The sequence below is a fragment of the Hydrogenophaga sp. PML113 genome (genome assembly GCF_001777155.1).
In the GTDB taxonomy this organism is placed as follows: Bacteria; Pseudomonadota; Gammaproteobacteria; order Burkholderiales; family Burkholderiaceae_C; genus Hydrogenophaga; species Hydrogenophaga borbori.
The window spans coordinates 77527-91060 of sequence record NZ_MIYM01000001.1 but is presented as its reverse complement, the minus strand read 5'-3'; the positions used below and the strand labels follow the sequence as shown (position 1 = coordinate 91060).

Annotated in this window: 10 protein-coding genes; 5 read left to right on the top strand and 5 right to left on the bottom strand. The window is 68.0% G+C overall.

From position 1 onward, the window contains the following. Positions 1-103 precede the first annotated feature (103 nt). The 4 genes from BHU06_RS00395 to BHU06_RS00380 all read right to left on the bottom strand — a co-directional run bounded on the left by BHU06_RS00395 (position 104) and on the right by BHU06_RS00380 (position 5052). The gene (locus BHU06_RS00395) at positions 104-802 is read right to left on the bottom strand and encodes an ABC transporter ATP-binding protein (RefSeq protein ID WP_070397165.1); all 699 of its coding nucleotides are present in this window, start codon (positions 800-802) and stop codon (positions 104-106) included. Positions 803-863: 61 nt separating this feature from the next. Beyond that, a complete protein-coding gene (locus tag BHU06_RS00390; RefSeq protein WP_070397164.1) occupies positions 864-2717 on the bottom strand; it encodes an ATP-binding cassette domain-containing protein in 1854 nt (617 codons plus the stop codon). Between the two features lie 13 nt (positions 2718-2730). Further along, positions 2731-3606, bottom strand: coding sequence for a branched-chain amino acid ABC transporter permease (locus tag BHU06_RS00385; RefSeq protein WP_070397163.1), 876 nt, complete (start codon positions 3604-3606; stop codon positions 2731-2733). Between the two features lie 81 nt (positions 3607-3687). After that, complete coding sequence (locus BHU06_RS00380) at positions 3688-5052, bottom strand: substrate-binding protein (RefSeq protein ID WP_070397162.1); 1365 nt, start codon at positions 5050-5052, stop codon at positions 3688-3690. Positions 5053-5282: 230 nt separating this feature from the next. Here BHU06_RS00380 and BHU06_RS00375 point away from each other — a divergent pair, with 230 nt between their 5' ends. Genes BHU06_RS00375 through BHU06_RS00360 form a run of 4 tightly spaced genes read left to right on the top strand, consistent with a single transcriptional unit; the run spans position 5283 to position 10314 of the window. Further along, on the top strand, positions 5283-6884 hold the full coding sequence (locus BHU06_RS00375; protein WP_070397161.1) for a helix-turn-helix domain-containing protein: 1602 nt from the start codon (positions 5283-5285) through the stop codon (positions 6882-6884). A gap of 51 nt (positions 6885-6935) precedes the next feature. Further along, positions 6936-7301: a response regulator transcription factor gene (locus tag BHU06_RS00370; RefSeq protein ID WP_217494337.1), complete on the top strand. Its 366-nt coding sequence runs from the start codon at positions 6936-6938 to the stop codon at positions 7299-7301. Positions 7302-7318: 17 nt separating this feature from the next. Beyond that, on the top strand, positions 7319-7564 hold the full coding sequence (locus BHU06_RS00365) for a hypothetical protein (protein ID WP_070397159.1): 246 nt from the start codon (positions 7319-7321) through the stop codon (positions 7562-7564). Continuing rightward, positions 7564-10314 carry a sensor histidine kinase gene (locus tag BHU06_RS00360; RefSeq protein WP_070397158.1) on the top strand — a complete coding sequence of 917 codons (2751 nt, stop codon included), beginning with the start codon at positions 7564-7566 and terminating at the stop codon, positions 10312-10314. Before BHU06_RS00365 ends, BHU06_RS00360 begins: the two co-directional genes overlap by 1 nt. A 40-nt stretch (positions 10315-10354) precedes the next feature. Here BHU06_RS00360 and BHU06_RS00355 read toward each other — a convergent pair whose 3' ends face one another. After that, positions 10355-11119, bottom strand: coding sequence for an enoyl-CoA hydratase (locus BHU06_RS00355; protein WP_070397157.1), 765 nt, complete (start codon positions 11117-11119; stop codon positions 10355-10357). A gap of 106 nt (positions 11120-11225) precedes the next feature. Between BHU06_RS00355 and BHU06_RS00350 the strand changes: the two genes are divergently transcribed. Further along, entirely contained in the window at positions 11226-13505 is a 2280-nt protein-coding gene (locus tag BHU06_RS00350; RefSeq protein WP_070397156.1) for a patatin-like phospholipase family protein, read from the top strand. The last annotated feature ends 29 nt before the right edge of the window (positions 13506-13534 follow it).

Here is a 13534-nt window from a genome sequence, read left to right as displayed (position 1 = left end):
TGGCGCTTTCGCCACCGCCTTGCGTGCCAAACAATCGCGCACCAGGCAACAAGCCCACGTCCATCGGCATTGCGGCGCCTCAGCGGCAGCGGCCCCTCTGGGCCTAGACGCCGAGGTAGCGCTGAAGAAGATCGGGCTGTGCCTTGAGCTCGGCGGCGGGCGCTTCGTGCACGATGTGGCCGTTGCCGATGATGTACACGCGGTTAGCCAATGCCAGCGTGGCGGCCAGGTTCTGCTCGACCAGCACAATGGTCTGCCCAGCCCGCGCCAGTTCGTGGCAGATGCGCACCAGGTCCTCCACGATGACCGGCGCGAGCCCCTCGAACGGCTCGTCGAGCAACACGATCTTCGGATTTCGCACCAGCGCGCGCGCGATCGCCAGCATCTGCTGCTCGCCCCCCGAGAGGTCGGTGCCCCGGCTGGCGCGTCGCTCCTTGAGCCGTGGAAACATGTCGTAGATGCGCTCCAGCGGCCATCGGCTGTCGGCGGTCAGCCCGGCAAGGACGATGTTCTCCTCGACATTGAGGCTGCCGAAGATGCGGCGGTCTTCGTGAACCAGCTGCACGCCGCCCCGCGCAATGTCGTGCGCGGGCCGGCCGACCAGCTCCGCGCCGTCGAGTCTGACGCTCCCGGATGTCGGCCGAACCACGCCCATGAGGCTCTTGAGCGTGGTGGACTTGCCCGCGCCGTTGCGGCCCAGCAGCGCCACCACCTCGTGCTTTTTCACCTGGAGCGCGACATCGAACAGGATGTGGCTATCGCCGTAGTGGCTGTTCAGCCCAGTGACTTCGAGCAAGTTCATGAGGTGCCCTCCGCCCTCGGGATGGCGGCGCAAGCCCTCTGCGGATCTGCGGATCGGTGTCTCATGCGTTCAATGCCTCTTCCTGGGCATGCAGCCCGCCAAGGTAGGCCTCCTGGACCTTCACGTTGGTCTTGATCTCATCGGCCGTGCCTTCCACCAGCACGCGACCTTCCTGCAGCACAGTGACTTTCTGCACCAGCTCGAACAGCGAATCCATGTCGTGGTCGATAACGATCATCGTGCGACCCAACGCGATCGACTTGAGCAGCGCCACGGTCTCGACGCGCTCCTGCGGACTCATGCCGGCGAGCGGCTCGTCCAACAGCAGCAGGCTGGGGGACGTGGCCAGTGCCAGCCCGATCTCAAGCCGCCGCTTCTCGCCATAGGCGAGCTCTGACACGGGCGTGTCGAGCCGGTCGCTCAGATGAACCAGCGCCGCGGTGTCGTGCACCAGCGCGTCCAGGCCCGGCACCTTCCACAGGCTGCGGAACAGGTCCAGCCTGAATTTGCCGCGAACCTCGCCGAGCGCGGCGATGCTGAGGTTCTGCTGCACGGTCAGCCGCTCGAAGAGCTGGTTGATCTGGTAGCTCTTGGTGAGCCCGAGCTGGCAGGCATCGGTAACGCCCAGGCTGGTGATGTCTCGCCCATCGAACACGATCTTGCCGGCGGTCGGCGTGACCTCGCAGGTGAGCATCTTGAAGAAGGTGCTCTTGCCCGCGCCGTTCGGTCCGATGATCCCGCGGATCTCGCCGTGATCGACGGTGAAGTCGATGTCGCTGTTGGCCATCAGTCCCCCATAGCGCTTGCTCAGACCAGTCACCTGCAGCACGGGGCCGCTGCGGCTGGTGGTCGGCTTGTGGCGGCTGGTGGTGGCCGTGCTGGCGAACGCCGACCCGGATGCCATGGGCGCCGCGCCATTTGACCGCCGCGCCGCCGGCCCGCGGCCACGCGTGACGATCCGATAGGCGTCGACGAGGGCTCCCACGATCCCGCGGCGAAGAAACACCACGAGCAACACGAACACCAGGCCCAGCACCAGCTTCCAGGTGGCGCCCAGGTGCAGCGTCGTCTGCAGGAAATCGCTCAGCAGCAGCCAGGTCGCCGCGCCCACCAGCGGGCCGAACAGGGTGCCTGCACCGCCGATGGCGGTCATCATGACGATCTCTCCCGAGGTGTGGAACATGAACGCATCGGGCGGCATGAAGCCTTGCATGAGTCCGAGCAGGCCACCAGCGAATCCCGCGTACATCGCGGCGACGACGAAGATGGTGAGCTTGTAGCCGTGAATGTTGTGACCGAGCGCCTGCGCGCGCTGCGGGTTGTCGCGGATGGCGCGCAACAGCAGGCCCACCGGCGAGCGCACGATGCGCAGCGCCAGCACCAGCGCGACGAAGTACCAGAACGCGAAGAACACGTACATCGCCTGGTTGCTCTCGAAGCCGAGTGTCGTGAAGCCCAGCTTCAGATTCGGTGGCGGCACGCCCGGCAGACCGTTCTCGCCGCCCGTGAAGGCCGAGAGCGGGTTGAACTCGACGAAGAAGAAGACCTCGGCGATCGCCACGGTGATCATGGCGAAGTAGATGCCGGTGCGCCGCAGGGCGATCAGCCCGATCACGTAACCGATGGCCCCTGCGACGAGCGTTCCGAGTACCACTGCGACGACCGTGTTGTCGAACGTCGTCTGCGTGAGCAGGTAGGCGGCGAACATGCCGCCGGTGCCGAAGAACGCCGACTGGCCGAACGACAGCAGTCCCGTGTAGCCGAACAACAGGTCGAAGCCGATGCCGACCAGCCCCATGATGAGGATCCGGTTGATGGTGGTGGGCGAGAAGCCCAGCAGGGGTAGGACGAAGGGGGCGGCGATCAGCGCGAGCAGCGTCAGTGCTTCGACGAGAAAGGGGCGTTGTCTGTGCATCGGGAGACCGGTGTTACTCGCGACTTGCCGTGCCGAGCAGCCCGTGAGGACGCAGCACCAGCACCAGCGTCATCGCCACGAACAGCATGACGTAGGAATAGGCGGGATTGAACATGGAGGTGATGGAGATGATCTCGCCAGCGATCAGGCCTCCCAGGACGGCCCCGGGGAAAGATCCGACGCCACCGATGACCACGACGACGAAGGTCTGCACCAGGATGGCGTCGCCGACGTCTGGCGCGATTGCGACGACCGGGGCATTGACCACGCCAGCGAAGCCAGCCGCCATCGCGCCGATGCCGAACACCAGCATGAATATCCTGTAGACGTTGATGCCGAGCGAGCTGACCATGGTCGCGTCCTCGATGCCCGCGCGAACGATCATGCCGATGCGCGTTCGATAGAGCACGAAATACAGCAACACCAGCGCCGCGGCCACAATGCCCAGCAGGGCCAGCCGGTAGGTCGGGTACATCATGAAACCCAGCGGCGTGATGCCCACCAGCGCGTCGGGCGGCGGCAGCCGTTTCGACAGGCTGCCGAAGAAAAAGCGCACGGCCTCGACGAACACGATGCCCAGCCCGAAGGTCACGAGCAACTGGTCTTCGGGAGGACGCGCATAGAAATACCGGATGATCAGCCGCTCGGTCAACAGGCCCACCAGCATGACGAACAACGAGCCGGCGAGGATGGCCACGAGGAAAGAGCCCGAGTAGCTCCAGGCCACCCAGCCCGCGTAGCCGCCCAGCATGAACATGGCGCCGTGCGCGAGGTTGAGTACGCCCAGCGTGCCATAAATGATCGTCAGGCCGGAGGAGATGAGCGCCAGCAATGCGCCCAGCACCAGCCCGTTGAAGCATTGCGAGATGAAATTGGCCCAGTTGATCACGCGGTACAGCCCTGTTCGTCGATGGATCGACCCGCAGGCCGATGCGCAGCGCTGCGTCCGGCGAAGCGGACGCAGCGACCCTCAGGTGTAGTCACCCGGCTTGCAGCCGAACGCATCGGGTGGCTGGATCACTGTGTCGCCGGGCACGATCTCGACCACTTCCCAGAAGTCCTCGTTGTTCTTCATGTCCTTCTTGGCCTTGCCGCGCACGATGACCACGGGGCGCACGCACTGGTGGTCCTGCGGCCGGTAGTGGACATCGCCCAGCAGAGAAGGAATCGTTTCCCCCTTCTCGAACTGCCGGATGACGTCGGGCGGGTAGAAGCTGCCGGCCTGCGTGACCATGCGCGCCCAGTGCGCGAAGCTGACGTAGGCGTTCTCGGCGCCCCACTCGGGTCGGTAGCCGTGCTTCTGGCGGAAGGCGTCCACGAACATCTTCGCCAGCGGGTACTTGTCTTCCAGCGTCCACCAGAAGTCGGTCGCGGCGAAAACGCCAGCGGTGAGGTCCGGTCCCGCCTCCTTGGCGATGAAGGGAATCTGGTAGGGCAGAACGAGTGTCATCTTGGGGATGAGACCGAACTGCTTGGCCTGCTGCGTCGACAGCACGGCGTCTCGACCCCAGTTGACGTTGATCAGGAACTCGGCATCCGAATTCATGATGTTGGTGAGGTATTGGCTGAAGTCCTGCGTGCCCAGCGGTGATACCTGGTTCGTGACGACGGTCCAGCCGGCGTTCTTGGTCAGGTAGTCCTCAACCGATTTCGTGGTGGTGTGGCCGTACGTGTAGTCCGGCGTCATGAACGCCGCCTTGCGGTTCTTCCCGAATGTCTTGACCAGGATGGGGCCGATCGCGTTGGCCGCCATTTCGCCGTAGAAGCCTTGCCGGAAGCCATACCGCACGCAGTCCTTGCCGGTGGTGTCGTTGGACCCCGAGATGCCCGGCATATAGAGAATTTTCTCGCGCTGCGCAAACTTGTTGAGCGCCACCGCCACCGCCGACGAGGTGGAGCCGGTCATCAGAATGATCTTCTTCTGGTTGATGAAGGTCTGCTGCACCTGCACGCCCTGGTTGGGCTTGGCAGCAGAGTCGGCCGAGAGCAGTTCGACCTTCTTGCCGAGCACGCCCTTGTCGATCTTCGGCGCGAGCTTCTTCATCAACTCGTGGTTGGTGTTGATGTGTTCGACCGCGAGCTGCCAACCCTTGAGCTCGTCCTCACCTTGCGCCGCGTAGGTGCCGGTGAGCGGCACCGCAGCACCGATGTAGACCGTGTCGCCCTGCGAGCCGGCCGGCCAGGTGCCGATGGCCGACTTGTCCTCGGCGTAGGCCCATTGCACGCCAGCGAAGTTGCCGAGCAAGGCCGTTCCGGCGATGCCTGCGCCTCGGTACAGCACGTCGCGGCGCGAGATGGGGGGCGTCGTTTCCTGGGGGAGCGTGAACTTGGACACTGCTTTCCTTTCGTGGAGAGGGGTCTGGTTTCGGCCCAGGCCATTGCCGCGGAGGCCGGCGCCTTGCGCGTGGCGGCTGCCTGTCTGAATGCAGGATCGCAGTTGCCCATGCGCCCCGCAACAGCGGTTGGAGCATGGCCGCCGATTTGGTGAAGAAACGAAAATCGCTTGTCAAAGCGCTGTCAACAATTGACACTGCGACGCAGCAAATTCGCCCCGCCCGCGCCCCGATGCCCCGCACCCTCGTCGGCCCCAAGATCCGCGATCGCCGCAAGGCGCTCGGCCTGACCCAGGCGGGGCTGGCGCACAGCATCGGCATATCGGCTTCCTACCTGAACCTGATCGAGAGCAGCCGCCGGCCGATTGCCGGCGCCTTGCTCAAGCGCGTGGCCGACGCGCTGTCGGTGCCGGTGGACGACTTCGACCGTGCGGCCGAGCGCCGGCTCATCGACGACCTGGGCGAGGCGGCGGCCGACCCCGCCATCGCCTCGCGCGCGCCCGACCCGGCCAGCGCGGCCGACCTCGCCGCCGGGCACCCCGAATGGGCCCAGGCGCTGGTGTCGCTCCATCGCAGCCTGCGCGACAGCCGACAGGCCGCCGCCGCGCTGTCCGACCGGCTGAACCAAGACCCCTTCCTGGGCGACGCCGTGCATCGCCTGCTGACGCGGGTGACTGCGATCCGCTCGGCCTGCGAAATCATGGCCGACCAGGGGGAACTTGACGCGGCGCAACGCTCGCGCTTCCTGGCCATCATCGGCGACGACAGCCGACGACTGGCGGAGGTGGCAAGCGCGCTCGCGGATTTCTTCGAGCCCTCTCGCATCAGCGCGCGCTCGCTCACGCCGATGGACGACGTGGACGACTTCATCGCAGAACACGACAGCCACTTCCCGGCGTTGGAAGACGCTGCGCTGGCGCTGCGCGCCGCCGTCGGCGGCCCCGACAGCGACATCGAACGGCGGCTGGTGCGCTACCTGCAGCGCATGCACGGCGTGCAGGTGGTGTTCGCGGCCGAGCCACCAGCGAACGCCGCGCACGCGCGGCATGGCACCTGGTTCGATGCCCACGCCCGACGCTGCACGCTGCTGGAGGTGCTGCCCGGCACCACGCGCCGCTTCGAGTTGGCGCGCCTGGCGGCCCAACTGGCGTCGGGAGAAGCCATCGATGCGCTGCTCGACGCCTCGCTGCAAACCGATGCCGCGCGACGGGGTGCCCGGCGCGCGCTCGGCGCCTACACGGCCGCCGCGGTGCTCATGCCCTACGACGCCTTTCTGGCCGCCGCCCGCCGCACGCGCTACGACATCGACCACCTGTGCCGCCGCTTCGATGCCAGCTTCGAGCAGGTATGCCACCGGCTGGTCACGCTGCGGCGGCCCGGTGCACAAGGCGTGCGCTTCGGCTTTATGCGCGCCGATCCGGCCGGCCACATGACCAAGCGCTTCCCCCTGCCCGGCATGCCGCTGCCGCGCTACGGCAACGCTTGCCCGCTGTGGGCGGTCTACAAAGCCTTCCAGACCCCAGGCGTTCTGGAACGCCAGCTGGTTGAATTTCCGAACGCCCAGCGCTTCCTGCTGCTGGCGCGGGCGGTGGAAAAGCCGCGCCTGACCTGGCAGGTGCCTCGGCGTTTCGTCTCGGTGATGCTGTCTTGCGACGCCCTGCAAGCCGACCAGATGGTGTACGCCGACGGGCTGAACCTCTCCTCGGCCGCGCCGGCCGTCCCCGTGGGCCAGACCTGCCGGCTGTGCCTGCGCCCCGGTTGCGACTGGCGCGAGGAAGAACCCATCATCCACGCAGGGATTGACTCGATATCCACCGACGCCGGGTCGGCATAGACTTTGCTGCACGGCCGGCAAGCGCCCCGGTCGACGGAGACATCGATGACCATGCGCGTTTTGATCGCCGAGGACGAGGCGAACATCACCGAATCCCTGCGCTTCATCCTGGGCCGAGAGGGCTTCCAGGTCACCTGCGTGGCGGACGGCGAGAGCGCGCTGCGCCGCCTGCGCGCCGACCCGCCGCAGGTCCTGGTGCTCGACGTGATGCTGCCCGGCGTCAACGGCTTCGAAGTGCTCAAACAGGTGCGCGCTGACCCGGCGCTGCAGGGGCTGCCGGTGCTGGTCTTGACGGCCAAGACGCAGGCGTCCGATCGGCGCATCGCCGAGGAAGTTGGCGCCAGTGCCTACATGACCAAGCCGTTCTCCAATCGGGACGTTGTCGAGCAGTTGCGGCGCATGGCCGAGGCCGCCTAGACACCGCAGGCCCCGCCATGGATTCGCGCTTCGCCGCCCGGGCCCGCCTCAAAGACGCGGCCGTGCTGCTGCCGTTCACCGGCCTGTTCCTGCTCATGCCTCCGTTCATCGGGCTGTTTCCGCCCGACGCGCGGCTGGCCGGCATCCCGGTCATGGTCCTCTACGTGTTCGGTGTGTGGGGCCTGCTGATCGCCCTGGCCGCGCTGCTGGCGCGCCGCCTGAGCGCCTCCGAGCGCCGGCCGCCCGAGCCACCGCCTGGCTGATGCTGTCCGGCGACGTCGTCCTCGCCGCGGCGCTCATCTACGTCGCGCTTCTGTTCGCCGTCGCTTTCTTCGGTGACTGGCGGGCCGGCCAGGGGCGCCTGGGGTGGCTGAGCTCACCGGTCGTCTACACGCTGTCGATTTCGATCTACTGCACGTCGTGGACCTACTACGGCATGGTCGGATCGGCCACGCGCGACGGCATCGAGTTCGCCGCGGTCTACATCGGCCCGATGCTGGTGTTTATCGGCTGGTGGCTGCTGCTGCGCAAGCTGGTTCGCATCGGCCGGGTACACCGCATCACGTCCATCGCCGACATGGTGTCCTCGCGCTACGGCAAGAGCACGGCGCTGGCGGCGCTAGTGACGGTCATCGCCGTGGTGGCGTCCACGCCCTATATCGCACTTCAGCTCAAGGCAGTGGTCGCCAGCTTCGAGGTGATCAGCGGCGCGCACGCCGATGGCGGCATGTTTGGCCCGCGGGGCGACTCGACGCTGGCGCTCGGGGTCGCCGTCGGCATGGCGGTGTTCGCCATCCTGTTTGGCACGCGCAACATCGACGTCGACGAGCGCCACCACGGCGTGGTCGCGGCCATCGCGCTCGAAGCGATGGTCAAGCTGGTGGCGATGCTCGGGGTCGGGCTGCTGGTGGTGTTCGGCATCGCCGACGGTCCGGGCGAGATCTTCGCGCACATGCCGGCGCAGCTGCTGCGCAGCGAGCAGGTGCTCGGCCCACGCTGGGTCACGGTGGTCTTCCTGTCGGCCGCGGCGGTGGTGTGCCTGCCGCGCCAGTTCCAGGTCACGGTGGTGGAAATCGGCAACGAGCGCCACCTGCGCACCGCCTCGTGGTTGTTCCCGCTGTACCTGTTCCTGATCACCCTGTTCGTGCTGCCGATCGCGATCGCCGGGCTGACATGGCTGCCGGCCGGCGCCAATCCGGACATGTTCATGCTCACGCTGCCCCTGTGGGCCCAGCGCCCCGAGATCGCGCTGTTGGCGTTCCTGGGCGGCTTCTCGGCGGCGACCTCGATGGTCATCGTCGCCGCGATCGCGCTGTCGACGATGGTGTCGAACCACCTGATCCTTCCGGTGGCGCTTCGGCTGCCGCGGCTGTCGCTGGCCGCCAGCGGCGACATGCGCCGCCTGCTGCTGCGCAGCCGACGCATCAGCATCTGCCTGATCCTGCTGCTGGGCTTTCTCTACCTCAGGCTGAACGCGCGCTTCAACCCCATCGCATCCATCGGACTGACCTCTTTCGCCGGCATCGTTCAGCTCCTGCCCGCCCTGCTCGGCGGCTTGTTCTGGCGCCAGGCCACCGGGCGCGGCGCGGCCGCAGGGCTCTGCGCTGGCGCCGCTGTGTGGGCCTATACCCTGCTGCTGCCCAGCTTCAAAGGCGACTGGCTGCTGTCGGCGGCCACCATGGCCGACGGGCCCTTCGGCCTGCACTGGCTGCGCCCCTATGCGCTGTTCGGCCTCGATGGACTGGACCCGCTGGTCCATTCGGTGTTCTGGAGCTTCACGTTGAACGTGCTGCTGTTCGTCGGCGTGTCGCTGCTGCGCGATCCCAAGCCGCTGGAGCGGCTGCAAAGCGCCCTGTTCATCGACGTGTTCCGCGACCCGCTGGGCGACACCTCGCGCTTCGTCAGTCGCTCGGCCACCACCTCCGATCTGAACATCCTGGCCCAGCGCCTGATGGGGGTGGACGAGGCGCGCCAGCTGCTGGAAGGCGGCGCGGGCAGCGACGCGGGAGCCAACGAGCCGATCGCCGACGAAACGCTGATCGCCGAGCTGGAACGCAAGCTCGCCGGCAGCGTGGGCGCCGCTTCGGCGCGCGCCATGATCTCTCAGGTGGTGACCGGCGAGACCATCAGCCTGTCGGCGCTGCTGCGCATCGCCGACGAGACCGAGCGCATCCGCGCCTACAACCTGCAACTGGAGAACCAGTCGCGCCAGCTCGCCGAGGCGGCCGCGGAACTGCGCCTGGCCAACGAACGGCTGACGCAGCTGGACCGCCAGAAGGACGACTTCCTCAGCCACGTCAGCCACGAAGTGCGCACGCCCATGACCTCGATCCGCTCGTTCGCCGAGATCCTGCTCGACAGCGGCGACCTGGAGCGCGCCCAGGTGCAGCGCTTCCTGGGCATCATCCACGAGCAGAGCCTGCGCATGACACGCCTGCTCGACGGCATCCTCGATCTCAACGTGCTGGAAGACGGCGCCGCTTCCTGGATGCTGACGCCGGTGGACCCCGAGGTCGCGCTGGACAATGCGCTCAGCCTGTGCGAGGGCCTGGGCAGCGCCAGCGGCGTGCGGCCGCGGCGCCTGGCGCGCCTGGACGGCGTTCGGGTGATGGCCGACGTCGATTACCTGACCCAGGTATTCATCAATCTGATCGCCAATGCCATCCAGCACAACACCAGCGATGCGCCGCGGGTTCTTGTCAGCAGCGCGGTGCGCGAGGGCATGTACGTCGCGCTGATCGAGGACAACGGACCGGGCATCCACCCGAGCGAGCGCGAGCGCATCTTCTCCAAGTTCTCGCGCGGCTGGGCGCACACGCGCTCGGCGACCCAGGGCGCCGGGCTGGGCCTGGCCATCAGCTGGCAGATCATGCAGCGGCTGGGCGGCTCGCTGAAGCTGCTGCCGGCACGGCCCGGTGGCCAAGCCGGCAATTGCTTCCAGGTGCGGCTCGCGTGCTGCCCCCCCACGGCGACGCCCATGAGCACCCGTGCGCCATCGCCCCTGGCCGATTGACGTCCGCCGCCAAGGGCCCGCCACCGGCGGGGCGCTCGGTTCAGAGCGCGGAAAAATCCGGCTTGCGGCGCTCCATGAACGCCCCGAAGGCCTCCTTCGCCGCCGGCTCGCGCAGCATGCGGCCGAAGCTCTCGCCCTCTTCGGCGATGGTGCGCAGAACGCGCTCTTCCTGGCCCTTCTTCATGAGCCGCTTGGTCTCGATCAGCGAGCTCAGCGGCTTGGCCGCGAGCTTCTTCGCCACCGACTGCGCGTAGCCGTTCGCTTCGGTGGGCGGTAGCACGCGGTTGACCAGGCCCACCTCCAGCGCGGCCTCGGCCATGAAGGGCTCGCCCAGCAGCAAGGCCTCGGCCGCGCGGTGGTAACCCAGCATTTGCGGCACCAGCAGGCTGCTGGCGGCCTCGGGGCACAGGCCCAGGTTGACGAAGGGCATGGAGAAGGCGGCGTTGTCGCCCGCGTAAACCAGGTCGCAATGGAACAGCAGCGTGGTGCCCACGCCCACCGCCGGGCCGCAGACCGCCGCCAACAGCGGCTTGGGAAAGGTGGCGATGCCCTGGAGGAAACGGAACACCGGCGAGTCCAGCCCGGCCGGCGGGTTGTTCAGGAAGTCGCCGATGTCGTTGCCGGCGGAGAACACGGTCTCGTGACCCTGCAGCAGCACCACGCGCACGCCGGGGTCGTCCACGGCCGAGGCCAGGGCCTCGGCCATGGCGCCGTACATGGCCGAAGTGAAGGAGTTCTTCTTGTCGACGCGGTTGAAGGTGATGGTGCGGATGCCGGCTTCGGTGTGGACGAGGATGTCGCTCATGGTCGTTGGCGGGAAAGGGTTGGAAACAGCAGCCGGGCAAGTTAACACGAAGGCCACCGGGTGGCCCACCTAAACTTCGGCGTTTCCCCCGCCCGTGCCGCCCGCCATGTTGACCCGCCTGCTGCTGACCTGCCTTGCCGCGTGCCTTGCACTGCCCTTGGCCGCGCAGACCCCGCCCACGTCCGCGCCCGCGGCCGAGCCCCTGCCCCCGCAGCCCCGGCCGCGCGTGGCGCTGGTGCTCTCGGGCGGCGGCGCGCGCGGCTTCGCGCACGTGGGCGTGATCAAGGCGCTGGAGGCCGCGCGCGTGCCGGTGGACCTGATCGTCGGCACCTCCATGGGCGCCATCATCGGCGGCCTGTACGCCAGCGGCATGACCGGCGAACAGCTCGAGCGCGAGATCCTGACCGTGGAATGGAGCGGCCTCTTCAATACGCGCCAGCCGCGCCAGGTGCTGTCGCAGCGCCGCAAGGAAGAGGACTTCGAGCTCTCGCCCGTGTTGCTGGTGGGCTTTCGCGACGGCGAGTTCCGCCTGCCCACGGGCGCGGTGTCCTCGCGCTCGCTGGAAATGCTGCTGCGCCGCTACACCCTGCCCACGCGCCACCTGAGCAGCTTCGACGCCCTGCCCACGCGTTTCCGCGCCGTGGCCACCGACATGGAGACCGGCCAGGAGGTGGTGATGGACCGCGGCGACCTCGCTGCCGCGCTGCGCGGCAGCATGTCGGTGCCGGGCGTGTTCTCTCCACTCGGCATGGACGGCCGTATCCTGGGCGACGGCGGGCTGGTGAACAACCTGCCGGTGAACGTGGCGCGCGCGCTCGGCGCGGACGTGGTCATCGCCGTCAACATCGGCACGCCGCTGGCCGGGCGCGAAACCCTGGGCTCGCTGGTGGGCATCACCACGCAGATGGTGAACATCCTGACCGAGCAGAACGTAAAGGCCAGCATCGCCCTGCTCACCCCGCGCGACCTGCTGCTCACGCCGCCGCTGGGCACGCTCAGCTCGTCCGACTTCGACCAGGCCAAGGAACTGGTGCGCCTGGGCAATGCATACGGGCGCACCGTGAACGCGGCGCTGGAGCGCTTCTCGGTCGGCGAGCGCGAGTACGCCGCCTGGACCGGGGCACGGCGCACGCAGGCCGAGCTCAACGCCACGCGCGTGGGCACCATTTCGGGCATCCGCTTCGAGGGCGTGGACGAGACGCGCGCCCAGCGCCTGGGCGTGGGCCTGGAGCACCTGAAAGGCCAGCGCGCCGACGTGCAGCTGATCGAGAACGACATGGAGGCCCTGGCCGCCACCGGCGACTACGAGCGCGTGGACTACCGCCTGGTGCGCAACACCGACAGCGGCGGCGAAGACCTGGTGGTGGGCCTGCGCGAGAACAGCTGGGGGCCGAACTACCTGCGCGTGGGCCTGGACCTGCGCACCGACTTCCGCGGCGAAGGCGCGTTCAACCTGCGCATCAGCCACAACCGCCACTGGCTCACGCCCAGCGGCACCGAGTGGCGCAACCGCGTGCAGCTGGGTGAGACCCTGGGCCTGTACTCCGAGATCTACCAGCCCCTGGACCCGCTGGCCAACACCTTCGTATCGGCCTATGGCGACCTGAGCGTGCGCAAGGTCGACCTCTACGGCGAGGAAAGCCGCCCGCTGGCGCGCATCCAGCGCGAGTCGCTGCGCGTGGGCGCGGACATCGGCTGGCCGATCGGGCGCCAGGGTTCGGTGGGCGACATGCGCCTGGGCGTGGTGGCCAGTTCACGGCGTTCGTCGCTGGAGCTGGTGCAGCCGGGCCTCAACCTGCAGCCCGACGTGCTGGACGTGCACTGGCGCGAAGCCGGCCTGCGCGCGGCCGTGATGGCCGACCAGCTCGACTATGCGAACTTCCCGTCGCGCGGCTACCGGGCCTTCGGCGAGGTGGTGGTGGGCAAGCGCCACGTGCGCGGCGGCGAGCGCAGCAGCTTCGCGCGGCTCGAGGGCTCGTACACCGGCGTGCGCAGTTTCGGCGAGCACACCTTCAACCTGGGCCTGCGCTTCGCGCACGCCAACAACATCCCCATCGGGGCGATCGACGAGTACTCGCTGGGCGGGTTCCAGAACCTCTCGGGCTTCCGCTCGGGACAGGTGGCTGGCAACTACCTGGCCTTCGGCCGCCTCACCTACTACCGCCGCCTGCCCTGGGACATCGGCATCGCGCGCGCGATGTTCGCGGGCGGCTCCATCGAGGCGGGCAACGCCTGGCTGGACCGGCGCGACGTGTCCTTTCGCCACCTGCTCGCCGGCGGCAGCCTGTTCGTGGGGGCGGACACGGGGATCGGGCCCCTGTACCTGAGCGTGGTGAGCGCGCCCAAGGGCTTCACGGGGCTGTACCTGTTCCTCGGCCGGCCCTGAACGCCCGACGCCCCGGGTCGCTGGCGAAG

Coding starts and splice junctions, on each gene's coding strand:
- BHU06_RS00395 (WP_070397165.1), bottom strand. CDS start 802: ATGAACTTGCTCGAAGTCACTGGGCTGAACAGCCACTACGGCGATAGC.
- BHU06_RS00390 (WP_070397164.1), bottom strand. CDS start 2,717: ATGCACAGACAACGCCCCTTTCTCGTCGAAGCACTGACGCTGCTCGCG.
- BHU06_RS00375 (WP_070397161.1), top strand. CDS start 5,283: ATGCCCCGCACCCTCGTCGGCCCCAAGATCCGCGATCGCCGCAAGGCG.
- BHU06_RS00370 (WP_217494337.1), top strand. CDS start 6,936: ATGCGCGTTTTGATCGCCGAGGACGAGGCGAACATCACCGAATCCCTG.
- BHU06_RS00365 (WP_070397159.1), top strand. CDS start 7,319: ATGGATTCGCGCTTCGCCGCCCGGGCCCGCCTCAAAGACGCGGCCGTG.
- BHU06_RS00360 (WP_070397158.1), top strand. CDS start 7,564: ATGCTGTCCGGCGACGTCGTCCTCGCCGCGGCGCTCATCTACGTCGCG.
- BHU06_RS00355 (WP_070397157.1), bottom strand. CDS start 11,119: ATGAGCGACATCCTCGTCCACACCGAAGCCGGCATCCGCACCATCACC.
- BHU06_RS00350 (WP_070397156.1), top strand. CDS start 11,226: ATGTTGACCCGCCTGCTGCTGACCTGCCTTGCCGCGTGCCTTGCACTG.